At 61.3% G+C, this 25,763-nt stretch carries 24 protein-coding genes; 7 read left to right on the plus strand and 17 right to left on the minus strand.

Translation table 11 applies throughout. The features are described from left to right. Positions 1-227: 227 nt before the first annotated feature. Positions 228-1,304: a sugar transferase gene (locus tag H8S47_RS06270; protein ID WP_328805443.1), complete on the plus strand. Its 1,077-nt coding sequence runs from the start codon at positions 228-230 to the stop codon at positions 1,302-1,304. Positions 1,305-1,353: 49 nt separating this feature from the next. Here H8S47_RS06270 and wecB read toward each other — a convergent pair whose 3' ends face one another. From wecB to asnB, 6 genes are all read right to left on the minus strand, one after another. Next, a complete protein-coding gene (gene wecB / locus H8S47_RS06275; RefSeq protein WP_187503063.1) occupies positions 1,354-2,487 on the minus strand; it encodes a non-hydrolyzing UDP-N-acetylglucosamine 2-epimerase in 1,134 nt (377 codons plus the stop codon). A 30-nt stretch (positions 2,488-2,517) separates the two neighbouring features. Further along, the gene (locus tag H8S47_RS06280) at positions 2,518-2,910 is read right to left on the minus strand and encodes a J domain-containing protein (RefSeq protein ID WP_187503064.1); all 393 of its coding nucleotides are present in this window, start codon (positions 2,908-2,910) and stop codon (positions 2,518-2,520) included. Continuing rightward, the gene (locus H8S47_RS06285; protein WP_187503065.1) at positions 2,907-3,884 is read right to left on the minus strand and encodes a M48 family metalloprotease; all 978 of its coding nucleotides are present in this window, start codon (positions 3,882-3,884) and stop codon (positions 2,907-2,909) included. Before H8S47_RS06285 ends, H8S47_RS06280 begins: the two co-directional genes overlap by 4 nt. Before the next feature lie 95 nt (positions 3,885-3,979). Beyond that, positions 3,980-4,186 carry a hypothetical protein gene (locus H8S47_RS06290; protein ID WP_187503066.1) on the minus strand — a complete coding sequence of 69 codons (207 nt, stop codon included), beginning with the start codon at positions 4,184-4,186 and terminating at the stop codon, positions 3,980-3,982. A 275-nt stretch (positions 4,187-4,461) separates the two neighbouring features. Then, positions 4,462-5,457, minus strand: coding sequence for an NAD-dependent epimerase/dehydratase family protein (locus tag H8S47_RS06295; RefSeq protein WP_187503067.1), 996 nt, complete (start codon positions 5,455-5,457; stop codon positions 4,462-4,464). Between the two features lie 174 nt (positions 5,458-5,631). Beyond that, entirely contained in the window at positions 5,632-7,602 is a 1,971-nt protein-coding gene (asnB, locus tag H8S47_RS06300; protein WP_187503068.1) for an asparagine synthase (glutamine-hydrolyzing), read from the minus strand. Positions 7,603-7,703: 101 nt separating this feature from the next. Between asnB and H8S47_RS06305 the strand changes: the two genes are divergently transcribed. Both H8S47_RS06305 and H8S47_RS06310 read left to right on the plus strand, forming a co-directional pair. Continuing rightward, entirely contained in the window at positions 7,704-8,540 is an 837-nt protein-coding gene (locus H8S47_RS06305; protein WP_187503069.1) for a class I SAM-dependent methyltransferase, read from the plus strand. A 257-nt stretch (positions 8,541-8,797) separates the two neighbouring features. Then, complete coding sequence (locus tag H8S47_RS06310; protein ID WP_187503070.1) at positions 8,798-9,889, plus strand: glycosyltransferase family 4 protein; 1,092 nt, start codon at positions 8,798-8,800, stop codon at positions 9,887-9,889. A 92-nt stretch (positions 9,890-9,981) separates the two neighbouring features. Here H8S47_RS06310 and H8S47_RS06315 read toward each other — a convergent pair whose 3' ends face one another. The 4 genes from H8S47_RS06315 to H8S47_RS06330 form a co-directional block, all read right to left on the minus strand. Further along, entirely contained in the window at positions 9,982-10,839 is an 858-nt protein-coding gene (locus H8S47_RS06315) for a class I SAM-dependent methyltransferase (protein ID WP_187503071.1), read from the minus strand. A 76-nt stretch (positions 10,840-10,915) separates the two neighbouring features. Continuing rightward, the gene (locus H8S47_RS06320; protein WP_187503072.1) at positions 10,916-12,013 is read right to left on the minus strand and encodes a glycosyltransferase; all 1,098 of its coding nucleotides are present in this window, start codon (positions 12,011-12,013) and stop codon (positions 10,916-10,918) included. A 114-nt stretch (positions 12,014-12,127) separates the two neighbouring features. Continuing rightward, positions 12,128-13,240 carry a glycosyltransferase gene (locus H8S47_RS06325; RefSeq protein WP_187503073.1) on the minus strand — a complete coding sequence of 371 codons (1,113 nt, stop codon included), beginning with the start codon at positions 13,238-13,240 and terminating at the stop codon, positions 12,128-12,130. Between the two features lie 15 nt (positions 13,241-13,255). Then, on the minus strand, positions 13,256-13,957 hold the full coding sequence (locus tag H8S47_RS06330) for an FkbM family methyltransferase (protein WP_187503074.1): 702 nt from the start codon (positions 13,955-13,957) through the stop codon (positions 13,256-13,258). A gap of 128 nt (positions 13,958-14,085) precedes the next feature. Between H8S47_RS06330 and H8S47_RS06335 the strand changes: the two genes are divergently transcribed. Continuing rightward, a complete protein-coding gene (locus H8S47_RS06335) occupies positions 14,086-15,252 on the plus strand; it encodes a TIGR00180 family glycosyltransferase (RefSeq protein WP_187503075.1) in 1,167 nt (388 codons plus the stop codon). Here the strand turns inward: H8S47_RS06335 and H8S47_RS06340 are convergent. Continuing rightward, positions 15,199-16,734, minus strand: coding sequence for a lipopolysaccharide biosynthesis protein (locus H8S47_RS06340; RefSeq protein WP_328805447.1), 1,536 nt, complete (start codon positions 16,732-16,734; stop codon positions 15,199-15,201). The genes H8S47_RS06335 and H8S47_RS06340 overlap by 54 nt on opposite strands. A gap of 232 nt (positions 16,735-16,966) precedes the next feature. Here H8S47_RS06340 and H8S47_RS06345 point away from each other — a divergent pair, with 232 nt between their 5' ends. Both H8S47_RS06345 and H8S47_RS06350 read left to right on the plus strand, forming a co-directional pair. Further along, entirely contained in the window at positions 16,967-18,073 is a 1,107-nt protein-coding gene (locus H8S47_RS06345; RefSeq protein WP_187503077.1) for a DegT/DnrJ/EryC1/StrS family aminotransferase, read from the plus strand. A gap of 5 nt (positions 18,074-18,078) precedes the next feature. Further along, entirely contained in the window at positions 18,079-18,741 is a 663-nt protein-coding gene (locus tag H8S47_RS06350; protein ID WP_187503078.1) for a NeuD/PglB/VioB family sugar acetyltransferase, read from the plus strand. On the opposite strand, the gene H8S47_RS06355 is transcribed toward H8S47_RS06350, so the two are convergent. The 6 genes from H8S47_RS06355 to H8S47_RS06380 all read right to left on the minus strand — a co-directional run bounded on the left by H8S47_RS06355 (position 18,723) and on the right by H8S47_RS06380 (position 24,479). After that, on the minus strand, positions 18,723-19,250 hold the full coding sequence (locus H8S47_RS06355) for a dTDP-4-dehydrorhamnose 3,5-epimerase family protein (RefSeq protein ID WP_187503079.1): 528 nt from the start codon (positions 19,248-19,250) through the stop codon (positions 18,723-18,725). The genes H8S47_RS06350 and H8S47_RS06355 overlap by 19 nt on opposite strands. Then, the gene (locus H8S47_RS06360; RefSeq protein WP_187503080.1) at positions 19,240-20,520 is read right to left on the minus strand and encodes a class I SAM-dependent methyltransferase; all 1,281 of its coding nucleotides are present in this window, start codon (positions 20,518-20,520) and stop codon (positions 19,240-19,242) included. The genes H8S47_RS06355 and H8S47_RS06360 overlap by 11 nt, the downstream gene beginning before the upstream one ends. Further along, on the minus strand, positions 20,517-21,587 hold the full coding sequence (gene rfbG / locus H8S47_RS06365) for a CDP-glucose 4,6-dehydratase (protein ID WP_214654971.1): 1,071 nt from the start codon (positions 21,585-21,587) through the stop codon (positions 20,517-20,519). Before rfbG ends, H8S47_RS06360 begins: the two co-directional genes overlap by 4 nt. Then, entirely contained in the window at positions 21,584-22,357 is a 774-nt protein-coding gene (gene rfbF / locus H8S47_RS06370) for a glucose-1-phosphate cytidylyltransferase (protein ID WP_187503082.1), read from the minus strand. Before rfbF ends, rfbG begins: the two co-directional genes overlap by 4 nt. Before the next feature lie 29 nt (positions 22,358-22,386). After that, a complete protein-coding gene (locus H8S47_RS06375; RefSeq protein WP_214654973.1) occupies positions 22,387-23,136 on the minus strand; it encodes a cephalosporin hydroxylase family protein in 750 nt (249 codons plus the stop codon). Positions 23,137-23,450: 314 nt separating this feature from the next. Further along, positions 23,451-24,479 (minus strand): EpsG family protein, encoded by a 1,029-nt coding sequence (locus H8S47_RS06380; RefSeq protein WP_187503084.1) that lies wholly within the window; start codon positions 24,477-24,479, stop codon positions 23,451-23,453. Between the two features lie 135 nt (positions 24,480-24,614). Here H8S47_RS06380 and H8S47_RS06385 point away from each other — a divergent pair, with 135 nt between their 5' ends. Then, on the plus strand, positions 24,615-25,727 hold the full coding sequence (locus tag H8S47_RS06385) for a glycosyltransferase family 4 protein (RefSeq protein WP_187503085.1): 1,113 nt from the start codon (positions 24,615-24,617) through the stop codon (positions 25,725-25,727). Positions 25,728-25,763: the final 36 nt, after the last annotated feature.

Raw genomic sequence — 25,763 nt, forward strand, 5'->3', positions numbered from 1 at the left:
GGTGGCTTGTGTTGCTGCACGGTGTTCATGGAAGATCGACGCGCGCGAACCACACGAGCGTTCGATTGCTGAAACCGCTTCTGATGGTGGCGACGGCATCGTATTTCGTGCCGCTTGTTTCACCCTTGCTAGCGTCCGACACCCTCTCTCTGGACCTCCCGAGTACCGTAAATACTCAGCTTACCTCGTTGATTGCCGCCATCGTTGCGCTGCTCGTCTTTCGCCGGGTGACGATCTACCCGGGTGCTCGGGCGTTCGGGTTCATATTGCCGGCCTTTTCGACGACCTTCGGTGTCGCCGCGGCCGCGCTGCTGGTGTCGCGCATCAGCTACAGCGGCTCGATGCTGCTCGCCGGCTATCTCGCGTCGGTGGGCGTCACGTTCCTGCTCGGCTATTTCAACCAGCATGCCGAACCCACGCGGATGTACTATGTCCCGGCCGGCAAGACCGGCATCGTCAACGACGCCCCCGACGTCGACTGGGTCAGAATGATCGAACCGGTCGTCCCGGACGATCCCCATGCCGCGATCGTCGTCGATCTCCGCTCGAGCCACTCGCCCGAGTGGGAGCGAATGCTGGCGCAGGCCGCGCTCGCCGGGATACCCGTCTATCACACCAAGCAATTGCGTGAATCGCTGACCGGGCGCGTCCAGATCGAGCATCTGTCGGAGAACAGCTTCGGGTCGTTGTTGCCGGCACTCGGCTATCGCGGGGTCAAGCGGACGATCGACATCGTCGCGAGCATCGTGCTGTTGCCGATCCTGATACTGCCGCTGATCGTCGTGGCGCTTCTGGTACGGGCAAGCTCGCCTGGGCCGATCCTGTTCCGCCAGCGCCGGATGGGGTATCGCGGCATACCCTTCGACATGATCAAATTCCGGACGATGGTGGAGCAGGCGACGACGATCGACGACGCCGCGGCACGCCACTCGGCGATGACCCGCGATGGCGACGATCGCGTCACCGATATCGGGCGCTTCCTGCGGCGTTCGCGGATCGACGAACTGCCGCAGATCATCAACATCCTGCGGGGCGAGATGAGCTGGATCGGGCCGCGCCCCGAGGCCGTGACGCTATCGACCTGGTACGAGAGCGAGCTGCCCTTTTATGCCTATCGCCATATCGTCCGGCCGGGGATCACGGGCTGGGCGCAGGTCAACCAGGGGCACGTCGCCGGGCTCGACGACGTTCACGTCAAGCTCCACTATGATTTCTATTACATCAAGTTCTTCTCGTCGTGGCTCGATCTGCTGATCGCGCTTCGCACCGTCGGGATCATGGTGACCGGGTTCGGCGCGAAATAGTGGCCACGCAGGCGCTAGCGCAAGAAGACGTCGGGGACTGCCGACTGCTTCAATGGTTGTTTGTGCCCCGGGCCATGTCTTGGACGATCCGGGCGATTCGAGCGGCCGCCCGTCCGTCGCCATAGGGATTGTGCGCGAAGCTCATAGCGTCATAAGCCGAAACGTCGTCTAGAAGCGTGTTTGCGGTCGCGACGATCAGGTCGGTGTCGGTTCCTACTAGGCGGACGGTTCCCGCCTCGACCGCTTCCGGCCGCTCGGTCGTTTCGCGCATTACCAACACCGGCTTGCCGAGCGACGGCGCTTCCTCCTGGACACCGCCCGAATCCGTTAGGATGAGATGCGACCGGTTCATCAGATAGACAAACGGTAGATAATCCTGTGGCTCAAGCAAATGGACGTTGCCGAGGTCGCCTAGCGTGTCGGAAACCGGGCCCTTGACGTTAGGGTTGAGATGCACCGGATAGACGATCTCGACATCGTCGCGCGCGGCGAGGCGGGCGAGCGCTGCGCAAATCCGATTGAACCCGTCACCGAAGCTTTCCCGGCGGTGCCCCGTCACCAAGATAATGCGCTTGGTGGGATCGAGCGCGAACCTGTTCGCCAGATCGCGCTCCAGCGTTGCGTCGGCACCAATGAGGGAGACCGCCTGCTGAAGCGCGTCGATCACGGTGTTGCCGGTAACATGAATATTGTCGACCGCCACATTCTCGGCGACCAGGTTCGCACGCGAACGTTCGGTAGGAGCGAAATGGAGCGAGGCAATCGCACCAGCGACCTTGCGGTTTACCTCCTCGGGCCAGGGGGACAGGATATTTCCCGTGCGCAGGCCCGCCTCTACATGGCCGACAGGGATGCGCTGGTAATAGGCCGCAAGCGTGGCCGCGAGCGTGGTGGTGGTATCGCCATGGACCAGCACAAGGTCGGGTCGGAAATCGAGCAGGATCGGTTTCAGGCCGTGCAACACGTTGGCAGTGATATCGGTCAAGTCCTGACCGGGTTTCATCAAGTCGAGATCATAGTCGGGTCGGATGTCGAACAGTCCAAGAACCTGGTCGAGCATCTCGCGGTGTTGGGCGGTGACACACACGCGCGCCTCTACGCCGTCCGCACCGGCCAGCGCGTTGACGACGGGGGCCATCTTGATGGCCTCCGGACGGGTTCCGAATACTGAAAGAACGCGCATCGGGTGAGATCCTTGATTGCGTGACCGGCCTTAGCCGATGAATGTCAGAGTTATTCGCGTAACGATCGCGGCGCTTACCAGTGCGATCAGCAGGGGCCCCCAGCGAAACCGGCGATAAGAAGTCGGCTGCAGGCGGGGATGTCGCATATCGTACCTGCGCAGGCGGCGCTGGACGCTGCGTTGCCGCGCGAAATGCCGTCGTTCATTGTCCTCCAAGGCGCGGTCGTGCCGTTCGCGCGCGTCCGGATCGGACAGGCAGCGATAGGCTTCCTGAACGTCGGCCAGACGGTTCGTAAGGTCGCTGACGGTCGGCGCATGATCTGGATGATGATGCCGGACCAGCCGGACGAACGCCGCGCGGATGTCGGCGGGCGTCGCCTCGCGAACGACGCCGAGCACCTGATAGAAATCGCGTTGTGTCATGGCATGCGTTGCGCCGCTACGAGCGCCTGCATCGCCGCGATCCGCCGACCGGCGGAATCGTGCGCGGCGAACAGACCGAGATCGTTGCCGAGCCGCGCGAGCACGGCCGCTCCCCTGACCGGATCGAAACCGGCGTCGATCATCAGTGCGCCGGCCAAAGTGTCGGCGTCGCGTTCGGCTTGGCGCACGATCCGGCCACTGGTCCCAAGGGTATGGCCGAGGCCATGCTTAACGCTGTCGCTGCGCATGAGGGTCGCGTGGCGCAGGATGTTGTGCGCCATTTCGTGCGCGACGACGAAGGCAAGCTCGTCGTCGTCGCGCATCCTCGCAACCAGTCCGGTGGTAAGAAAGACATGCCGTCCGTCCGCATAGGCGTTGCGCTGTCTCGAACGCGCCAAGTGGACATACGACGGGCAGCCGGACACGGGCGTGACTCGAACGGTGGATACGACGCCCCGCCGCAGCAGCGTTATCGTGAAGGGGGCGGTCTTGGCGGCGAGCGGATCGGCGATCGCATCGGCACGGGCATGCGCGATACGCGCATCGAAGCGTGCGGGCAGGTCGACTTCAGGTGGCAGCGCAGTGCCGTCGATCGCGAGCAGCACGTCGCCGGGCTCTACGATCCCGGCCGTTGGGCCGGCTGGCACGACGACGATGACGCCCGGTCCGCGGTCGAGTGCATAGCCCGTCACCAGCCCGGCACGGTCGCCCGGCTCGAATTGCGACAGATGCTGCAGCACGAGCCCGAGCGTGGGTTCGGTCACTTCGCACCATTTGCTGCCGGCTACCGCGAGACGAAATGCGATGTCCGCGACCCGGCCATCCTCTTCGCGACCAGGCAGAGCGGTCGTGACCGGTACGACGCGCGCAGCGGTGCTGCTCTCAGCTTGCAGCTTGCCGGTCGTGGCCATCGAACCCGTCGAACCGAGCATGATCTGTGCCAGCAAACCGAATGCAAGCAGAGCGTCAGCCATAGCTGTCGGCCGATCGTTGGGGGCGTGGACAGATCATAAAAAAGGCTCGGAATGGCATACCATCCGAGCCGTTTCTATACCGATGACCAGAAGGCTTACGGGCTGTTGGGCGAATCGTCCGAATCTGCAGCGACATAGATGCCGAGGCCGATCGCGACGACTGCGAGCGCAGCAATCAGGAAGCCGCCACCGGCAAGTGCGTTATCGCCATCGACCGACTCGGTCGCAGGCTGGGTCAGCGGCGTGGCAACGGGTGCCGCGGCTGCGATGGTTGGCGCTGCGACGAGCGAAAGCGCCGCCATAGCCGTATAAAGACTCTTCAATTTCACGCCGTCATCCCCTTTTTAGGATCCAGAGAACCTAATATCGCGAACGGCATAAACCGGAATAGGTTGCATTGTCACGAAAAATCACCGCGACATCACGGTATTGGAAATCTTCGACACGCAACCGCGTAACCCGGGACTTCCGTAACCAAGTTCCCATCCGCCTCCACCGAGGTAAAACGACCGCCTCGTCGCCACCTCGACAGTATTCGGCGTAGGTTTGCGCCAATCGATTCTGCCCGTCCGCGGCCTCAGAGTCCGTGATACTCGCGGTACCATTGTACGAAACGCGGCACGCCGTCGGCGATGGTGGTGCGCGGCGCGAAACCCAGGTCGCGCTGGATCGCGCTGATGTCGGCGAAGGTATCGCGGACGTCGCCGGGCTGCATCGGCAGCAGACGGCGCTCGGCGGGACGACCGCAGGCCTGCTCGATCAGCGAGATCATCTCGCCGAGATCTTCCGACTGGCTGTTGCCGATATTGTAGATGCGGTGCGGGCTGACGCTGCCGCCTGCCTTGAGCGCGCCGTCGTCGGCGGGCGGGTTGTCCACGCAGGCGACGATACCGGCGACGATGTCGTCGATATAGGTGAAGTCGCGGCGCATCCGGCCCTCGCCGAACACGTCGATCGGTCGGCCCTCGAAGATCGCTTTGGTAAACAGCCACATCGCCATGTCGGGACGACCCCAAGGGCCATAGACGGTGAAGAAGCGCAGCCCGGTCAGCGGGATCCGGTACAGATGTGCATAGGTCTCGCTCATCAGCTCGTCCGCCTTCTTGGTGGCGGCATAGAGCGACAGCGGCTGGTCGACGCGGTCCTCGACGCGGAACGGCAGCGTGTCGTTGCCGCCATAGACCGACGAGGACGAGGCATAGACCATATGCTCGACCTTCCGGTGCCGGGCGATCTCGATCATGTTGAGGTGGCCGGCGAGATTGGCCTGCAGATACGCGCGCGGGTTCTCGATCGAATAGCGCACGCCGGCCTGCGCGCCCAGGTGTACGATCCGGTCGAACTGCTCGCCGTCGAGTGCCGCATCGAGCGTGACATGGTCGGAGAAATCGACCTGCTTGAACGCGAAGCCGGCCCCCAGCTTTTCGAGCTCGGCAAGGCGCGCATGCTTCAGTGTGACGTCGTAATAGTCGTTGAGACTGTCGATGCCGAGCACCGTGTCGCCGCGGGCTAGCAGATGGCGGCTGACGTTGAAGCCGATGAACCCGGCCGCGCCGGTAACGAGAACGCGCATGTTCAACTTCCTAAAATTCGTTGCGAATTGAGAGCTCGGCGCAAGGATCGGTAAGCGCCGTTTCTCGGTTGGCCCGCTCTGGCCTCGGCCTGTACATAAGGTCGAGGTTTGCCATTGTCAGTCCGATAGTCGCTGTCGGCTACGCAGCGGAGTGCATGGTGCCCGACCCCATGGTCAGGCCGATAACGGCCGCTCCCATTCCCTGGCCCACGCCTGGAACATCAGTACGCCCCACAAGGATGCGGTGCGGTCGTGCGTGCCGGCCTGATGCTCGGCCCAGCGCTGCCGGATCGCCGCGGCATCGAGCGCAGGCTGCTCGGCCAGCGCCCGGGCCGACAGCAGGTCTTCTGCCCAGTCGTGCAAAGGCCCGCGCAACCAGGTGCCGATCGGGATCGCGAACCCCGCTTTGGGGCGCTCGATCAACGCCTTGGGCACATAACGGTACAATATCTGCCGCAGCGCCCATTTGCCCTGCCCGCCACGCATCTTGAACTCGAGCGGGGTCGCCCATGCCTGTTCCACCACGCGGTGATCCAGCAAGGGCACGCGCGTCTCGAGGCTCGCCGACATCGCCGCGCGGTCGACCTTCACCAAGATGTCGTTGGGCAGGTACGACATCATGTCCCAGTGCATCATCTGCTCCTGCGCGGTGTCGCGCAGCATGGGCGGGGTATCGATTCCGGCCGCAAGCCGCGCGGCTGATGCCAGCGGCAGCCTGCCGGCCCATTCCTCGCTTGAGGCGCGGTAGATGTCGGCGATGCCCAATGGGGTCTGCAGCATCCGCCCGACCTTGTGGATCTTGTCGCCAAGTTGAGAAATGTTCGGTACCGCAGGGAGCGTGGTCAGGCTGTCCCAGCGCGATGGCGACACCGACGTGAGTGCCTTGCCTAGCCTGCGGCGGACCGGCCCCGGGATACGCGCTGCTCTGTCCCAGGTGCGGCGCGAAATGAGATAGCGGTTGTAGCCGCAGAACAACTCATCCCCGGCGTCACCCGACAAGGCGACCGTCACCGACTGGCGCGTCAGGCGACTGAGCAGAACAGTCGGGATCTGCGACGAATCCGCGAACGGCTCATCGTAGATCCGCGCAAGATCGGGGATCACGTCGCGGACGTCTTCGGCACCCACGTACATCTCGTGGTGATCGGTACCAAGATGCTCGGCGACCGCGCGCGCATAGGGGGCCTCGTCGAACCCGGTCTCGGCGAAACCAATCGTGAATGTTTTTACGTGCGCCTGCGTGACGTTGCGCATCAGCGCGACGATCGCCGAGGAATCGACGCCGCCCGACAGGAACGCGCCGACCGGGACGTCGGCGATCGCCTGTTGCCGCACGGCTTCCGACAGGCGCGTCTCGAGGCCGGACAGCGCCTCTGCCTCGGTCATCCTGTCGTCGGCACCGCCCGCGACGACCTCGGCCAGCGACCAGTAGCGCCGCACCGTGATCCCCCGATACGCCACGCCGTCGGCGACCGGCGGGGCAGGGGGCGCGCCGTCGAGCGCGTCGCGTGCGAACGTCGCGATCACGCCGGGTTCCAGCTTGTAGATATCGGTCAGGATCGACCAGGGCGCGGGCACGTAGTTGAAGCGTAGATAGAGCGACAGCGTGTCCGGGTTCACCACATTGTCGAATCCAGGTGCCTGGCGCAGCGCCTTGAGTTCCGACCCAAAGATCAGCCCATCGCGGCCCCAGCCGTAGAATAGCGGCTTCTCGCCGATCCGGTCGCGGGCGAGGGCGAGCGTGCGCTCCTGCCGGTCCCACACGGCCAGCGCGAACATGCCGACGGCGCGTTGCAACGTTGCCTCCAGCCCCCAGCGGACGATGCCGTGCACCAGCGTCTCGGTATCCGAATGCCCCTGCCACGGGATCGGCCCCGCCTGTTCGAGTTCGGTGCGCAGATCGAGGTGATTGTAGATCTCGCCGTTGAACACGATCACGAAGCGCCCGTCGGGTGAGGCCATCGGCTGCGCACCCGCCGGCGACAGGTCGATGATCGCAAGCCGTCGATGCGACAGCGCGATACCTCCCTCCGGATCGCTCCACGCGCCGCCCGCGTCGGGCCCGCGATGCAGCAGGGCATCGGCCATCGGGGTCGCGTCGAGCAGCCCGCCCGCCTTACTCCAAAAACCGGCTATTCCGCACATACTATACTTGCTCTTCTAAGACGCGTGCCTAGTACACGCTGTTGTGCGATTGCGTGCCCAAGGTAAAGGGGCGGACGCCCGAACAGGCCGGAGAAAAGCGCATGACTGACACGGGCAATATCGATCGCAAGACTGTCGACGGGTTCGGCGAGGAATGGGCCGCGTTTGACCAGACCGACTTGCCGGCGGACGAACAACGCCGCATCTTCAACGATTATTTCTCGGTCTTTCCCTTTGCCGAACTCCCTGCAAACGCCGAAGGCTTCGATCTTGGCTGCGGGTCGGGCCGTTGGGCGGACCTGATGGCGGAACATGTCGGCAGGCTTCACTGCATCGATCCGTCGGAAAAGGCGCTGGGCGTTGCACGCCGCCGTCTGGCCGCGCGCGGCAACGTCACTTTTCACCTGTCGGGGGTGGACAGCATTCCGCTAGCCGACGGCAGTCAGGATTTCGGCTACTCGCTAGGCGTGCTGCACCACATCCCGGATACCGAGGCAGCGCTCAAGGACTGCGTCGCCAAGCTAAAGCCGGGGGCACCCTTCCTCGTCTATCTCTACTATCGTTTCGACAACAAGCCGCTGTGGTTCCGCGGCGTCTGGAAGGCGAGCGATCAAATCCGCAAGGTCGTTGCGCGCCTGCCGTTCGGCGCGCGCAAGGCCTGTACCACCGCGCTTGCCGCTACGGTATACTGGCCGCTTACGCGCGTCGCGCTGGGGGCTGAGCGGCTTGGCGTCAATGTCGACAACCTGCCGCTTGCCCCCTATCGGCATTACAGCTTCTACACGATGCGTACCGATGCGCTCGACCGGTTTGGCACGCGGCTGGAACAGCGGTTTACCCGGTCCGAGATCAAGGGGATGATGGAGCGCAGCGGGCTGATCGACATCGGCTTCCGCGATGGCGTGCCGTATTGGGTCGCCTGCGGGCGCAAGGCGTGACATCGGCATGACATGGCGATCCGCTAGGGATTTTCAGCCAGGGCTTCGTGCCGTGTCGCTCGAATCCGGCGCTCGGCTCGTAATGAATTGGCCATGCCAGGCCGTCGCGCCGAACGATTCATCGGTCGCTGCCGGGGTTTTCAAGGCATTCGGCACATCGATCCCGCTCAATGGCTCGGCCGATGCACGACGAAATTTCCGGTTCGGACATACTATAAAGAGGCACGTGCACGTAATGACGGTGATTGTTCGTAATGATGGCTAGTACGGTAAGTCCTAAGAGCGCGATCTTGTTTTATGGCGGTTTCGCATCCCAGGCGGGCGGCGCCTTCATGCATACGACGACCTTTTCGGCAGGGCTTCGCGCTCGTGGGTGGTCGGTCACCACGATTACACTGGAATGCCTACCTTTGCTTGTCCGTTATCTGCCTCACATCGTAGAGAAGCTGATAAACGTCCTATTCCCTCCCCTTGGTTTTTACTACAAGGGCCGCGTTACTAAGTTATTGTATAAGCATTTTATCGAGCGCAAACCGAATGATTTGCTAGTTTTTGAAGATATCTATCTGGCATGGAACTCAAAAAATCCATCGGTCAGTATTTTGCATGCAGTTTGGAGCGACAATCTTCAGGCATATAATTTGACCGATCACAAGATAGACAGGTTGAAGCGTAAAGAAGTCGCTGCAATAAAAAATATATCGCATGAAGTTATAACGGTATCAAGCCGTTACAAGAACTTCATAGAAAAGGTGCACTTGCATAATATGGGGATCAGGGACCTAAAGGTAGTAGAGCTAGGTCTTGATGTGAATATTGAGAGTCTGCGGGCTGCGCAGATTGAAATGAATGGCATTCGTTCACTGATATACTGTGGGTCTTTGGAAGCTCGAAAAAACGTATATTTCATGTTCGAGGTATTCGCCCGTATCCTGGCTGCGGATCCTATGGCAGCCCTTACGATTGTCGGAGATGGTCCCGATCGTGAAGGATTGAAACGATACTCTGCGGAGCATAACTTAAACGTCACATTCTTGGGCCGACTGTCCCATGAGCAGGTTCTCAAGGAACTTCCCAAGCATAATATCTATATCCATACGGCTTTGAAGGAATCGTTCTCCTTTGCCTTACTGGAGGCAAAGCTGGCTGGCTTGACGACTTGCGCCCTCGCAAACCTTGAGGTTCCAGAAGAATTCATAGATTTGGGTTTCGAGACATTCGATCCAGCGGACTGGAGTTCGCAAATTCTCTCGGTCGAGGCGAGGCCCGATATGAGAGATTTTCCTGATTACTCCATCAAGCGCATGACGGATCACACGCTTTCATTGGTGTCCATGAGCGACTCATGAGTCCGGCTGGTGAAGTGGGGCGGGACGACGCTCCAGCGGATGCGCTGGAGGTAAGGTCGCGGCATCCCCCCCCTCGGCATTTCCCCGTCGGTTTAGCGACCGGCGGGCCGAGCTTTGTCCCGGATGAGGACCTTGCGGAGGTTCCGGTTCATCGGCGTGAGACCGGTTGGCGCCAACAAACTCCGGTAGACGGTCGTTGCCGCCCCCGCCGCGATTGAGCCTTTCAGCATCGACCGGACCTTGTCCTTCAGGCGGCTAGGGCCTTGGCGCGTCGCCACCCCCGCATTCCATGCCGCGACATAGTCGGATTGCTGTACCTGCAGGTGGTCGACTTCCGCCACTTTCTCGGTGACGCTCAACACGTAGGTGGCCGACAGTGAGTTCGCTGTGATCCGCCCCCCGGCCGTATCGGGGACGACCCGATACCATGTTTTCTCGTCCATGATCTTGGCTATGTAGACTTCCGTATTCCTGAAGCCGTTACCCTCGCTGTAGAGGGAGAGGAGCAGCTCGGGCGAAATCTGATAGAAGCCGTGGCCGCATTCGCTGTTCGAGGGCAATGCGTGAACGATCCGGCCACCGACCTTGCACAGGGCGATCGCGTTACGGAAAGCCTGCGCGATATCGAAGATATGCTCGGATGTCCCAAAATCCAGCACGGTGTCGTACTGCGGCATCGTCGTCACCGCGTCATTCAGGTCATGAATGTGCGTCGCGCCTTCGAAGTTCGACCGGTCGATCGACGCCACGGATGTCGCACCCATCCTATGGGTAAGCAGGTCTTCGATGAATTCCGAATTACCAGGTAATTCGGGCTCGTCGCCATATTCCCGGCGCAGTTCGGAACGGGACATGTTGAGGTTCTGACGCGCGAACGTCACCACGGCACCCAACCCCCTGGTCGCGGCAACCATCTGCAAGAACTTGAGCTCGTGATACGCTATACCCACTACATTCTCCTGCCTGATCACCGATACATTGTGGGTGCTAGCGTCATCATGGATCGAAGCTGCCCAAAGTAAAACTCTATGGTCCGCTGATGCCCAGAATGTCGAAGTGCCGAGCGATCACCACCTCCTCGCGGAACGAGGCGATGGCGCGGTCGAGTGCGGCGCGGGTCGCCGGGGCCGCGAGGGCACGCTCGATCGCGTCGGCCATCGCCGGCACATCGTCCATTGCCACCAGATAGCCGACCCCGCCGCCCTCGATCACCTCGCGCGGACCTGTCGGGCAGTCGGTCGCTACCGGCGTGCAGCCGGCGACCATCCCCTCGACCAGCACGTTGGGCAGTCCTTCGGCATAGGAGGTCAGCGCCAGCACGTCGGCATGTGCGAAATACGCGAGTGGATTGTCGACCCGCCCAGGCAACCAGCATCGGTCGACGATGTCGAGTTCGGCGATCTGCGCCTCCAGTTCGGGCCGGCGATAGCCCTCGCCGAACAGCGCCAGCCGTACGTCACGGCCACGACGCTTAAGTTCGCCCATGACCGCGACCAGCATTTTGAAGTTCTTGCGCCCGGTAAGTGTCCCTGCCGCCACCACCAGCGGCAGATCGCGCTGCGTGAACCAGGGATGGTCGACCGGCTGTGCCGCACGCGCGCGCGTGGTCGTGTCGTCGATGATGTTGTGGACGGCGACGTGGGGTCCGTCCGGGAAATAGGTGCGATAGTTGGTCACCATGTCCTCGGACACGCAGGTCAGTGCGTCGGCGCGACGCATCGCAAGGCGCATCGTCTGTTTGCGCAGCCAACCCTTGGTAAAGGGGGTGTTCGAGTAGCTGTCCTTGGGCGGTACCCGGGACGAGCCGCTGATCTTGGCCTTCGACCTCGCCAGCATCGCTGCGACCAGCACTGCGCCGTTGAGGTGATCCTCGGCGGAGAACACCACGTCGGGCTTTGCGGTCTTGAGGTAGCGGATCAGCGGCGGGATGATATAGCGGATACCCGAGACGTTCCACGCGATGACGTTCACCCCCGGCGTATCGGGGATGGTCAGCGCAGGATCACGCCAGCCGATGATGAAGTCGACCTGATGCCCGCGCGCGACGAGCGCTAGCGCTAGACGTCGCTGTGCCAGCGGCACCCCGGCAATGCCCCAGACCGGGGTGACGACGCAGATTTTCATCTTCTTGTTTTTACTCTTTGCAAACTGCTTTGCCGCCCGGCCGTTCGTAATTACGGCGAAGAGCATGCAAGAACAGTGCGTGACGGTCGAACATTGTGCAAGTGTCGTGTCGATCTATCGCGCCATGATCCGCGCGAGCCGGGCAGCACCCGCCGCTGGCGAATGGTCGCGTTCGTACAGCGCGCGCATCGCCGGATCATAGGGTAATGGCGGCGCGGCTGCCGCCTCGGCCACGGCACGGACGAAGGCATCGGCGTCCGCGCAGCACCAGCTCGCGGCGACAACATCGTCGGCATAACCCGACAAGGCCTCGGGCGTGGCGGCGATCCGCTTGCCATGCATCAGCGCCTCGGCGACCTTGGTCTTCATCCCCGACCCGTCGAAGATCGGTGCGATCACCAGCGTCGCGCCGGCATACCACGGCGCGAGGTCGTCGACCGCGCCGATCAGTTCGACGTTACCAGCCGCGTTATCAGTCCCGTTATCAGTCGGGGCGAACTCGCCGGCGAGTTCGTCCATGGCGCGTCCGATGACCTTCACGGGAAGAGCGATCCGTGGTGCCACCTGCTGCGCGAACCAGCGGATGCCGGCGATGTTGGCGTAGAAGCCGCCGCCGACGAACAGAAGATAGCCGCCAGAGACTGCGGGCGCGTGGGCAGGGTCGTGGGGCGGGGCGGGGGCAGGCGCGGGCGGTGCCCGGTCCTCCAGCACCATCGGCGCGACCGTGTCGGCACCGCGGCCGTAGAGGCGGCGCAACCCTGCTGAGTCACGATCGCTGAGCGTCACGAGTACGTCGCTACGTCGCACCGCCATCCGCTCGGCCAGCCAGTTCGCCGCGAGCACCGCCACCGATTTCAAGCTGCGCCGCGCACGCATCGCTCCCCAAAAGAAACGCGCCTCGACATTGTGGAAGAAGGTGACGATGCGCACGTTGGGCCGAGCCCGGCTTACCGCACGCGCGATATGGCCGAGGTTGGAGCCGTCCAGCCAAAGCGCGTCCGCGCCATGCGCGTCGATCGCCGCGACGATCGCCTCGGCCTGCGCGGGCGTGGCGCCGTCGACCTGCCCGGCGAGGCTCGCCAGCATGCCTGCCGTACCCGTCACTCGGTATTCACGCAGATCATCGCCGAGCAGCGCCTGCAACGCATCGCGGTGCAGGCGCGCCAGCATCGCACGACCGCCCTGTGGATCGGCGATGTCGGTAGGCGTGACGAATATCAGGCGCATAGTATGATTGTAACGCTAGCGAGCGTTGAGAAAAACGATGTCGAGCTCGAGCAGCTCGACACGGTCGTGATCGAAGCCGTTTTCCTTCGCCGCCACGACGCGGAAGCCGCGTTCCTCCATCCAGCGTATGATGAACAGCCAGTCGTCCTGATCCTGGTAGAGCTGTCGCACCGCGAGTTCGGCCTGAACGAGCTTGAACTGGCCAAGGCTGTCGCCTGCTCCGAAGAGGACCTCCTTTTCGAAGCCTTGCGTGTCGATTTTGAGATAGGCCGGGCCAGGTGGCAGCGGGGCCTGCGCGAGATAGGTATCGAGACGAACGACATCGACATCCTCGGTACGCAGGGTGCGCGCCGTTTCGAACTTGTCTGCGGAATATGTGGAGAGGCCTAGGAACGAGCTGAAGACGGTTGCGTCCGAGACATTGATCGACCGCCGCTCGTCCCGGTCGCCAACGCCTTTGTGCACTGTTGTCCACCGTGGATCGCGGGCCGCGCGTGACTTGAGACGATCATACACCGCGGCAATTGGTTCGAACGAGATGATATCGCCCGCAAACCGATGTTCGCGCAATTCTGCGGCATATTGGCCTTCGTTCGCACCGACATCCAGAACGGTTGCAATGCCATGATGCCGCATGAGATCGGCAAACCCGGGTTTGCGGGCCGAAAGCTGATACCCCGCCTTACGCAGCGCTCTTTTGATGATCGGCTTCAACATGCCAAACTCCTTGATGAACTTCGGCGCTTCTTAGTGCATCAATCCTCAGTTCACCAGATTGGGCGGCTTGCATCGATCTGGTGCATATCATAGGCGGCTATCACCATATTTTTCTGAAAACTGGTATCATGTCCGACGCGATTATTCCGTATCTTGCATCGCCTCTGGCGGGGTCCAATAGTCCGCTGTCCCGCGTCACCATCTTGGTGCATTCGGCCAATCGCCCAGATCAGCTTTATCGACTATTGCGCTATTATTCCGAAGCGCCGGGAATAGATGCCTGCACGCTTGTGATTGCGGACGGTAGTACACCCGAGAACCGTGATGTTTTCGATTCGATGATGCGCAATGCGCAGTTTTCCGTCGAATACCAAATCGACACGAGCCCGTCCGATGTCAGTTTTCTGACGCGGTTGCGAAAAGCTTGCGCAGCCGTCGAGACGGAATTCGTCATGCTGGCAGCCGACGATGACTTTTACTTCCTGGACTGGGTGTCGAATATCGTTGCCGAGTTCGATAGTGAAGACGATCTTGTTGCGGCGATAGGTAACTATCTAACTTTTGGATTGGGTGGCTTTGCCGCGTTTTCCGACACCGTTACTGTTGCCGATGGCGGTCCCGAAAAATTCCAGATACCCTGGTTGGGTGGCAAGACGCCGGCCGATCGATTGGGCGAGCTGGGCGCTAATCCAAACGGTATTCAGATCATGACGTGGTATGCGTTGCATCGTACCCATGTTTTGACCCGTATCCTCGATCATAGCGCTCGGTTCGATTTACCACTTCTTCTGTTCGAAAGATATTATGCGGTAGCCCAGGCAGCTTTCGGTCGGACACTTTTCTCGCCACATATCTTCTTGGCGCGGCAAGAGGATATAGATCCGGCACAACAGAGCTGGCGCGTGGATCCGATGAGCTTGGCGGACCATGAATCGGCGATCGTCGAACTGGATCGGTGTACACGCTCCTTCCTGGTCGAGGTGATCGGCCTGGACGCGCAGGAGGCCAGTCGCCTTGCCGCCAGCGTATATGCGAACGAAGTCGGTATGATGCGACAAGCTGATCGGCGTCGTACTCTCAGGCGGATCGCCAATGGTTCCGTTATCCGGCGGTGGATTACGGCTTGGCGAGCGATGAAACCAAAACCACCTCGCGATGCGCGATTGCCGGCACATTGCGAGGCACGGGAATTGACCATGCGAGGCGAGCAGGTGAAAATCGCGTGTCGGCCGGACGCGGTTTCATTGCAACGACAGCATGCGCTTGCGCCAGAACGCAAGCACCTCGGGCCGTAGAAGCGACGCTGCCGCACAGGCCATTGCAAATGCAAGGGCAGCGATCCCAGCCAACAGGACGGCAAGTCCTATCCTGCTGGATGGCGGGGTAGTGACCAGCCAGCGTATCGTGCCGATCCAGGCGCCGGCGTAGGCTAGGGGAATGGTCACGTCCTGTATGTACCAGCGCCACTTCTCGGCATGCAGGATGCGTCGGTGCATCAGATGGAGCCCGATCAGCACGTAAGATGCATTCAGGGCCGCCCATATCATTGCCGCGCTCGTCGGTCCAAATCTAGGGACTGTCCATAGAAGCACCGGCACGAGAACGATGACGGCAACCAGGTTTATCCGAAGCGCGAGGCCGGTCCACCGATAGGCCAACTGTGCCTGATAAGGCATCCACATGAGAAGATTGAAGACGTATCCCAATGCAAGCCACCGCAAAATGGGTGCAACACGTGCTGCCAATGCGGTATCCGCAGTCCAGGCCAGTATGACCCAATCTGGAAAGGCGAACAGCATCAACCCCGCGACGCCACCCGTCACGGTGACGATTTGTGCGCCCAGATGATAAAGATTGACGAAGCCCGCTCCGTCGCCAGCGGCATGTAGTCTCGACATTCTTGGCGTGATTGCCTGAAACAAAGGGGAGATGACCAGTTCGAGGGCCCCTGCCACGACGGTCGCCAGCATGTATCCGGCAAAGTCCGACAGGCTCAGAAGGCGAGAAAGCAGGATTTTGTCGGTTTGAGTCAGCAAAAGCGCTAAAAGAGAGATGCCCAGCATGCCTGCGGCGAACCGCCACACCGATTTCAATGCCAACCAGGAAAAACGCCCGGGGCGTTCGCTAAAGGGCAGCGCGCCATAGGTTGCCCATGCCAGCGCGGCTACCGTCGTTATCGAGATCAATCCTTGCCAAACGAAAAAGGCTTCGAGCGTCGGTGAAATCTTCGCGAGAATGATGATCGCGCCGATGCCGCGCAACGTCGATGTTACGACGACGATGCCGTTGTACAGAACTTGCCGGTGAAGCCCCAGGATCGCGCCTCGAAATATCCCCTCGACGAAGCGAAGCGCCGAAACAGCCCCCATAATGGCAAGTGCCTGCGCAACTTCGGCCGGCGGTATCGACTGCGACTGCAACCATGAATGTGCTAGCCAATCAGAGGCGGCCCAGATGCCCACCGCTGCGGTAAGGCCGATCAGCGAGGCAGAAATTTCTACGCTGCGAAGAAGATCGCGCAGTTCAGCCGAGTCACGTTCCCCGCCGGAAAATCGGGCAATCTCCCGCGTCAGCGTCGGCGTCATGCCCAAGTCGAGAATGACCAGCATACTTTGCAGGGTCGCGAACAGACCGATGATGCCATAAGCCTCGATCCCCAGATAACGGATATAAACCGGCACGAATGCGATACCCATGATCGCGGTCCAGGCTTGGGTCCCATAGGTGGCGATGACGTCGCGGGACATACTGGACGGCCGGATTGGGCGGGCACTCATGGAATTTCGGTCCTGCGGGAAGGGAACCAGGCGCGTATCGAAAAAACTTCTCAAGGCCTATACATAATTAGGTCGTAGCGGTTAGGACCGTATGAGTAGAGAACAAGTCGGCATGATCATGTTTTATAACTGCAATTATTAGTGTCTGAATTTTACATTCGGCACGATATAGCTGCACGGAAAACATCCTAACTAGTACTCGGACGTCGATTGCAGCCTTTTGAGGATTGAAATGTCGCGTATTGCCTATGTCAAAGCGAATGTCGGGGAACACGAAGTCGATTATGCCATCGACGCGGTCCGGCACGGTTGGGGAACGAACTGCTACAAGTATATCGACCTCTTCGAAGAGCGGTTCGCACAATTTATCGGTGCGCCCTATGTGATCGCGACAAGCAGCGCGACCGGCGCGCTTCACATGGGAATGGCAGCGCTCGGAATCGGCGTCGACGATGAGGTGATTCTGGGTGATATGAACTGGATCGCCTCGGTTGCCCCGGTGACGTACTTGGGCGCCAAGCCCGTTCTGGTGGATATCGATCCGGTATCCTGGTGCCTTGATCCCGCAGCAGTCGAGGCGGCGATCACGCCGCGGACAAAGGCGATCATCGCGGTGCACCTGTACGGCAATCTCGCGGACATCGATGCCTTGCTACGAATCGGTGAGCGCCATGGCATACCGGTGATCGAGGACGCGGCCGAAGCGATCGGATCGATCTGGCACGGTAAACGGGCAGGAACATTGGGCGTATTCGGCGTGTACTCGTTTCACGGTAGCAAGACGATGACCACGGGGGAGGGCGGCATGTTCGTTACCTCCGACGCCGAACTGTATGCACGCATGCGCACGCTCTCGAATCATGGGCGGGAACAGGGCGAGAACCGGCAGTTCTGGCCTGCAGTCATTGGCTACAAATACAAGATATCCAATGTTCAGGCTGCCATTGGTTGTGGTCAGCTCGACCGGATCGACGAGTTGGTCGACGGCAAGCGACGGGTGTTCGCTGCATATAAACGGGGGTTGGCTGGTTTGCCGTTGCAACTCAATCCGGAACCCGAGGGAACGCAGAACGGATTTTGGATGCCGTCCATGATCGTCGATGAAGGCGTTCCATTCGACCGCGACGACTTGCTGCGATCGTTTGCCGACGCCGATATTGAGAGTCGAATAGTGTTCTGGCCGCTTTCGATGCTCGACATGTTCGAAGCAAGGCCGGAGAACAAGATTGCCTATTCCGTCTATCCGCGGGCGATCAATCTACCGAGTTTCGCGGGTATGACCGATGATGAGGTCGAACGGGTCTGCGGCGTGGTGCGCAGTTACCTTTCGCACTCCTGAGTATCATGACCGAGAGGCGCGGGCTTATCATGTGGGGCGCTTCCGGGCAGGCGCGCGTTCTATGCGAACTGGTTATGGGACAGGATTACGATCCCGTCGCGTTCGTGGATCGGACTGTATCGGAGCCGCCGGTTACTGGTGCGGCGATGCTGCGCGATGCGAGCGAACTTGCCGACTGGATGAGACGTGATCCTCGCTCCAGCGGTGCAGCGGGAACCTTGGCCATCGGTTGGGTTTCGGATGCGCGGCTTGCGCTAGGCCGCATGCTCGAGGATTTGGGTGTCGAGCTTGTGACGCTCGTTCACGACACGGCATGGATTGCACGCAATGCGACGCTCGAAAGAGGCTGCCAAGTGCTGGCGCACGCGCGCATCTGTGCCGGAGTGCAGGTCGGCGCGAACGTAATCGTCAACACAGGCGCGTCGGTCGATCATGATACGATCGTGGGTGAAGGCAGCCACATTGCGCCGGGCGCTACAATCGCGGGCGAAGTCGTTGTCGGCCGGAACGTCTTTGTGGGCATGGGAAGCATTATCTTGCCGCGTATACGGATCGGCGATGGTGCCATGATCGGCGCTGGAGCGCTCGTTACGCGTAACGTCGCGAACGGCGCGACCGTGATCGGCATGCCTGCGCGCGCGCGGGACGTTCAGAGCAACAACGGATAGCCCTGGTCCGCGTCGGACATGACCGCAGGCGCCGCCGGCCAGTCGATGCCGATCGCCGGATCGTCCCAGCGCACGCCGGTAGCGGCGCCCGGCACATAGGCGGCACCCATCAGGTAATGGACCTCGCTGTCGGCTTCCAGCGTGATGAAGCCGTGGGCGACGCCTGCCGGCAGATGCACCGCGCTGTCGCTGTCCTGGGAGAGTTCGAACGCCTGCCACTGGCGATAGGTCGGCGAGTCCTCGCGCAGATCGACCGCGACGTCCCATATCCGGCCTCGCGGGCAAGACACGATCTTGGGTTCGCCGTGCGGTGCACGTTGATAATGAAGCCCGCGCAACGTGTGGCGTGCGATGTTGCGCGATATGTTGGTCTGAACAACCACAAACCGCAGCCCCGCTGCCGCCATCTCGTTCGTGCAGAATGTCCGGGCGAAAGCCCCCCGTCCGTCCTTCTTCACGTCGAGTCTGATCAGGACGACGCCGTCGATCCGCGTACGTTCAAACTGCACCGGTCACGACCCGGATTTCGGGTACCGCGATCACGAAGTCGCCGCCCCATGCGTGGACCTCCGGCAGTTGGCGGATCACCTCGTCCTTGATGTTCCACGGCAGGATCAGGACATGGTCGGGACGCGCCTCGACCAGCGCCTCGACCGCGCGCACGGGGATGCGGCTACCCGGCAGCAGGCGGTCCTGCTTGGCAGGATTGCGATCGACCACGAAGTCGATGTCGGCTGCGGTAGCACCGCAATAGTTGAGCAGCGTGTTGCCCTTGGCGGCCGCCCCGTAGGCGACCACGCGTTCGCCTTTGTCCTTCGCCCCTGCGAGGAAGCCGAGCAGTCCCTCGCGTACCGCGCGGACGCGTGCGTCGAAACCTTCATAGCCTTCGGGGCGATCGAGTCCGGCCGCGATCTCCTCGTCGAGCACCACCTGCACGTTGGGCGTCACCGCATGTGCGCTGTCGGGGCGAGCCATGAACACGCGCAGCGAGCCGCCATGCGTCGGCTGCTTCTCGACGTCGAAGATGCGCAGGCCCTGGCGCTCGGCGATGGTCCTGACCGCGAGCAGCGACAGATAGGTGAAATGCTCGTGATAGATGGTGTCGAACTGGACCTGCTGGATCAGGTTGAGCAAATGCGGAAATTCGACCGTGAAGACGCCTTCGGGCTTGAGCATCTCGCGGACGCCGGCGACGAAATCGTTGATGTCGGGAACATGCGCAAGAACGTTCTTGGCGGCGAGCAGATCGGCCGCCCAGCCGCTCTCGACCATCCGGCGTGCGGTCGCCTCGCCGAAGAACGCGACCTCGGTCGGTACGCCCTTGGCGATCGCGGTCGCCGCGACGTTGGCGGCGGGCTCGATGCCCATCACGGGCACGCCCATCGCGACGAAATACTGGAGCATGTAGCCGTCGTTGCTGGCGATCTCGACCACGCGCGACTGCGCATCGAGGGCGAAGCGCGCGGCCATATCCTCGGCATAGCGCTTGCAATGCGCCAGCCAGCTATCCGAGAAGGACGAGAAATAGGCATAATCGACGAAGATGTCTTCGGGCGGCGCGACCGCATCGACCTGGACCAGCAGGCAGGCATCGCAGACCCGGGCGTGCAGCGGATAGACCGGCTCGTGTGCATCGGCGCGTTCGGGCGGGATATAGCTGTTGGCCAGGGGCTGCAGGCCCAGATCGACCATGGTGCGGGTCAGCATCGCGCCGCAGCCCTGGCAGATGGCCGCTTGGCCGGGAGACGGGTGACCGGAAGACGGGGTGTCGGACGTCATGGAAGAGCCTCGTATTGATCGATTTGCGCTTCGCACAGCGCACGGGCATCGGCGCCCCCGGCGAAGTCGGAATACCAGCGCGCAGTCCATGCCACGCCCGCGGCATCGTCGAGCCGAGGGCGCCAGCCGAGCGCATGACGGGCCAGCGCCGGATCGAGCGACAGCAGTTTCATCTCGGGCGGATGATCGCCATCGTCGCGTTGCCAGGCGCGTGTGACCTGCATCGCAGCGGTCATCGTATCGGCAACCTGCGCGACGGTCATCGCGGTGCCCGGCACGGGGCCGAAATTAATCGCACGCGGCGCGACGGGATTGCGCGCAAGAGCCTGCGCGTGGAGCAGATATCCGCGGATCGGCTCGAGCACGTGCTGCCAAGGGCGGGTCGCGTCGGGATAGCGCAGCAATAGCGGGCGATCGGCCTGCATGGCGCGCCATATGTCGGGGATCAGCCGATCCGCCGACCAGTCGCCCCCGCCGATGACGTTGCCCGCACGCGCGGTCGCGACCGGAACGCCGGCCTTGTCGAAATAGGATGCGGCAAAGCTGCGGGTCAGCAGTTCGGCCGCGGCCTTGGAGGCCGAATAGGGATCGTGTCCGCCCAGCGGATCGTCCTCGACGAAGTCGCGCCCGCCATCGTTGTTGGCATAGACCTTGTCGGTGGTGACGATGACGACCGCTGCCAGCCCCTGCACATGGCGCAAGACATCGAGCAGGCAGGCGGTGCCCATCGTGTTGCTCGCGATCGTCGCCAGCGGGTCGGCATAGCTGCGCCGGACCAGAGCCTGTGCCGCGAGGTGGAGCACGATCTCCGGCCGCGCTGCGTCGATCGCCGCGGCAAGCGCGCTGCGGTCGGTGATGTCGGCGATGGTTTCACCCGCCAGAAGATCGTCGCTCAGCAAGGGCCACAACGCCGGATCGGTCTCTGGCGACAGCGCATAGCCATGAACATGCGCTCCCAGGCGGGACAGCCACAGCGCAGTCCATGCGCCCTTGAATCCAGTATGCCCGGTCAGGAACACGCGGCGACCGCGCCAGAACCCGGGATCGAGCTGTCCGTCTGCGCTCACCATGTTTTCCAGGGCGGCTGCCCGCCTGCCCATAGGTCTTCGAGCTGGGTCCGGTCGCGCAGCGTGTCCATCGGTTGCCAGAACCCGTTATGGAGGAAGGCCGCGAGTTGGCCATCGGCAGCAAGCCCGGTGAGCGGCTCGGCTTCGAAGGGCATGGCATCGCCCGCTATCCGGTCGAGCACGTGGGGTTCGAGCACGAAGAAACCGCCATTGATCCGACCACCGTCGCCGGCCGGTTTTTCTTCGAAACGCAGCACGCGGTCGTCCTCGATCACCGTCGCCCCGTAGCGACCGGGCGGGCGCACGGCGGTGACGGTGGCATCGAGATCATGCGCCTTGTGGAAGGCTACCAATTTGCCGATGTCGACATCGGACACGCCGTCGCCATACGTCATGCAGAACGGCTCGTCGTCCGGCAGCAAATGACGGATACGCTTCAGTCGTCCGCCGGTCATCGTCTCCGCGCCGGTATCGACCAGCGTCACCTTCCACTTGGGGACGTCTTCGCCACGCGAATAGGTGATCGAGCCGCTCGCGAGATCGACCGTCAGATCGGAACGATGCAGCACGAAATTGGTGAAATACTCCTTGATGTAATAGCCCTTGTAGCCAAGGCAGACGATGAAATCGTCGAAGCCGTGGCGGGCGTACATCGACATGATGTGCCACAAGATCGGATTGCCACCGATTTCGACCATCGGCTTGGGACGCAGATGCGTCTCCTCGGAAAGGCGCGATCCGAGACCGCCCGCCAGAAGCACCACTTTCACGTGCCGTCCCCTCAATCAGCCCTTGGCGTCTAGCGAACCCGCTTGACGAAGCAGGACGGCCAATAGGTCACGCGTTCGGTTACCACGCTTTCATTGAACAGCCATTCCGGTTCTTCGATGACGAAGCGGGTATCTTCGACGACGAAATCGCGAGCCGCCTCTTGGGGATTGTTGGTGGCCCAGTCAGCTTGGCTGCGCGGCGCGCCGACGACCTGCTGCATGATGCCGTCGGTGGAGACGATATAGCTGCCGATGGGCACAAGGTCGGCGTAAGCGCGGAGTTCGTTCAGTACGTGATCGTAGCTATGGTTCGAATCCAGAATGACCAGCACGCGCTCGTCCGGGCGGATCAAGGCCTTTACCTGATCGACGATCTCGGGCGCGGTCGACGATCCCTCGACCAGATCGATCCGCTTGAACATCGGATGCGCCTCGATCGCTTCCCGATTGTGCGGACGAATTTCGATGTCGATGCCAATGACGCGACCATTGCCCATCGCTTCGAACAGGGACGCGTAATAGATCAGCGAACCGCCATGCGCGACGCCGGTCTCGACCACCACATCGGGTTTCAGAGACCAGATTACTTCCTGCAACCTTACCATGTCTTCTGGCAACTGGATGATCGGGCGGCCCATCCACGTGAAGGAGTAGACGTGCTTCGCATCCCAACCCACGCGTAACCAAGCATCGGACGCGGCCTTGAAACCTTCGGCGCTTGCCATCGCATAGGTGGCATCGCGTCCTGCAGCATCGGTCACGGTGACGGTCGCCGCCACCTCGTCAATGATCGTTTTCATCTTTGCCCTTGATCGAGAGGCTTTGCCTGGATCGGCGTTGCCGGGGGTTCGCTTAGCAGTAGTCGCGCGGTAACCTCAACCCAACCTTATCCCTGCCCAAGCGATTGTGGGAATTGCAACTGTGTCCAATCAGCGTCAGTTACGCGGGCATGCGAGAGGTAATTGTAAATTCCTCACAAACATTCGAATTCGGCGAAAATTTGTACGAATATCGTGCCTCTCACATCTCGTATCCATGCAGAACCATTTAATCCCTGTAGCTAAACTGCATGTCATTAGCGGCAATGCTAAAACTACAGCGAAATTTTGTACGGAATCCAATAATTGGCATTGTCTGCATAGTTAAGCCAGACGAACTGAACGAAAAAGCTATAAGCTATCACGCCGATCAGTACGGACGGCAGTGCCTTTTTGGTATTGCTCAGCAAATAGGGTAGGCGGGAATAGCATATTACTTGAAGAGGTATGAGGTAAAGCGATATCCTATCGACGCCGGATGATGCCGACGACGCGGCCAAGGCAAAAACCGATACCAGGGCGAGGACGGCGCAGCTTGTCCAAAAGCTCTTGAGAAATGGCGGTAGGTCGATTCTCTTACGGAGAAGTAAGAAGAGCACGGCAGCCACGACATTCATGGCGACGCGTATTGTCGCCCCTTGTGAATCGTAATTACCAGTTACATAATTTTTGACGAGGATATCCGAGGTGTCTCGGAGAACGAGAACAAACAGCACAACAAACAATAATGCGCCGATAATGCCAAGAAGGGTATTGCGTCGAAAAATGGGAACCAACGCGATCGGCAAAATCAGGATCGCGCTTTTATGAAGCAACGCGGCGATGCCGATCAGCACCACCAGCTTGATCAAATGGCGTTCCGAGGCATCTGCAATCGCGAAACATATCACACCGATCGCTGCGGCCTGCCGGGTATAGCCCATTGCAACCACGATAATAAGATACGGTACTGCGACCAAAATGGCGAGGGCTGGATTTGGCTGTTTCCATGCCAGCCGAGCAAGTCCGCCCATAAATAAAGCAGCGCAACACAGGTTAACAAAGGAGATACCTAAGTCAAAGGCGGCTGATAGCCAATTGAACATGGCATAAACAGGATCGGTTATCGAGAAGGATGCTGGTAAAGAAAGGAAGTATATGGAATTGTACAATATCATATACGAACCCCAGTCTCCGCCTACCTCGAAGCGGAGGCCAATCATTAGCGTGGTCAGTATTACCAACGGAATGAAAAAGAAAATTCTTGCGTCGTTGGCTTTGCGCCGTTCTGCCTGCGCGGCACCGGCCGCCCACAGTATGAACATCAGCCAATACGGTAGCAAAAACATTCCTATCGCGTAATGTACCGCTAGTCTGCGGAAGGTTGGCGATATAGCGCTCGCCATGGCCCGGTCCAGCGCATAAAGCGCCGCTCACCTCGGAGAGGGTCTGCCAAGCTTATGAGCAAGACGATTGTCCTGTCGATCAATACCAGCTGGAACATCGTCAATTTCCGTCGCAACCTGATCGTGCGGTTGCAGCGCGAGGGGTATGACGTCGTCGCGCTGGCGCCGCGCGATGCGCATAGCGACGCGCTGGTCGCGATGGGGGTGCGCTATTTTCCGATCGACATCGACAGCAAGGGCCTGTCGCCGGTTCGCGACCTTAAGCTTGCCGCGCACTATTATCGCATCCTGAAACGCTTGCGTCCGGTCGCGTTCCTCGGCTGGACGATCAAGCCCAACGTCTATGGCTCGCTCGCCGCCCATGCCCTCGGTATCCCGGTCGTCAACAACATCTCCGGGCTCGGTACCGCGTTCATCAAGGTCGGTCTGCTGACGCGGATCGTGCGGATGCTCTATCGTACGGCGCTTGCACGGTCGGCGACGGTGTTCTTCCAGAACCGCCACGATCGCGACCTGTTCGTCGCGCAGCGGCTGGTGCGTGCACCGCGCACCGCGCTGTTGCCCGGTTCGGGGATCGACCTCAGCCAGTTCGTGCCCGATCCCGCGAGCGAGGCTGCAACGCCGGTGTTCCTGATGGTCGCGCGGCTGTTGCGCGACAAGGGCGTGGTCGAGTTCGCCGACGCCGCGCGGATCGTTCGCGAGATCCGGCCGGACGTCCGGTTCCAACTGCTCGGCTTCCTAGACGTCCAGAACCGCACCGCGATCGACCGCGACACCGTCGAGGGGTGGGAGCGCGCGGGGATCCTGCACTATCTCGGCGAGGCGGACGACGTGCGGCCGTATCTGGCGCGCGCGACCGCGGTGGTGCTGCCGTCCTACCGCGAGGGCATGCCGCGGTCGCTGCTCGAGGCGGCCGCGATGGGACGCCCGCTGATCGCCACCGACGTGCCCGGCTGCACCGAGATCGCCCGCGCCGGCGAAAACGCTTTCCTGTGCGCGCCGCGCGACGCGCGTTCGCTGGCCGACGCGATGCTCGGACTGCTCGATCTGAGCGCGGACGGACGCGCGGCAATGGGGCGGCGCAGCCGGGAGATCGCTGAGCGCGAGTTCGACGTCTCGGTCGTCGAGGCCCGCTATCTCGACGCCATCGCGCGGGCGACGGCGTAGCGGGCGCCCAAGCTACCCAGAGAGCTACCCAACGCT

The sequence above is a fragment of the Sphingomonas albertensis genome (genome assembly GCF_014358075.1).
GTDB classification, from domain to species: domain Bacteria; phylum Pseudomonadota; class Alphaproteobacteria; order Sphingomonadales; family Sphingomonadaceae; genus Sphingomonas; species Sphingomonas albertensis.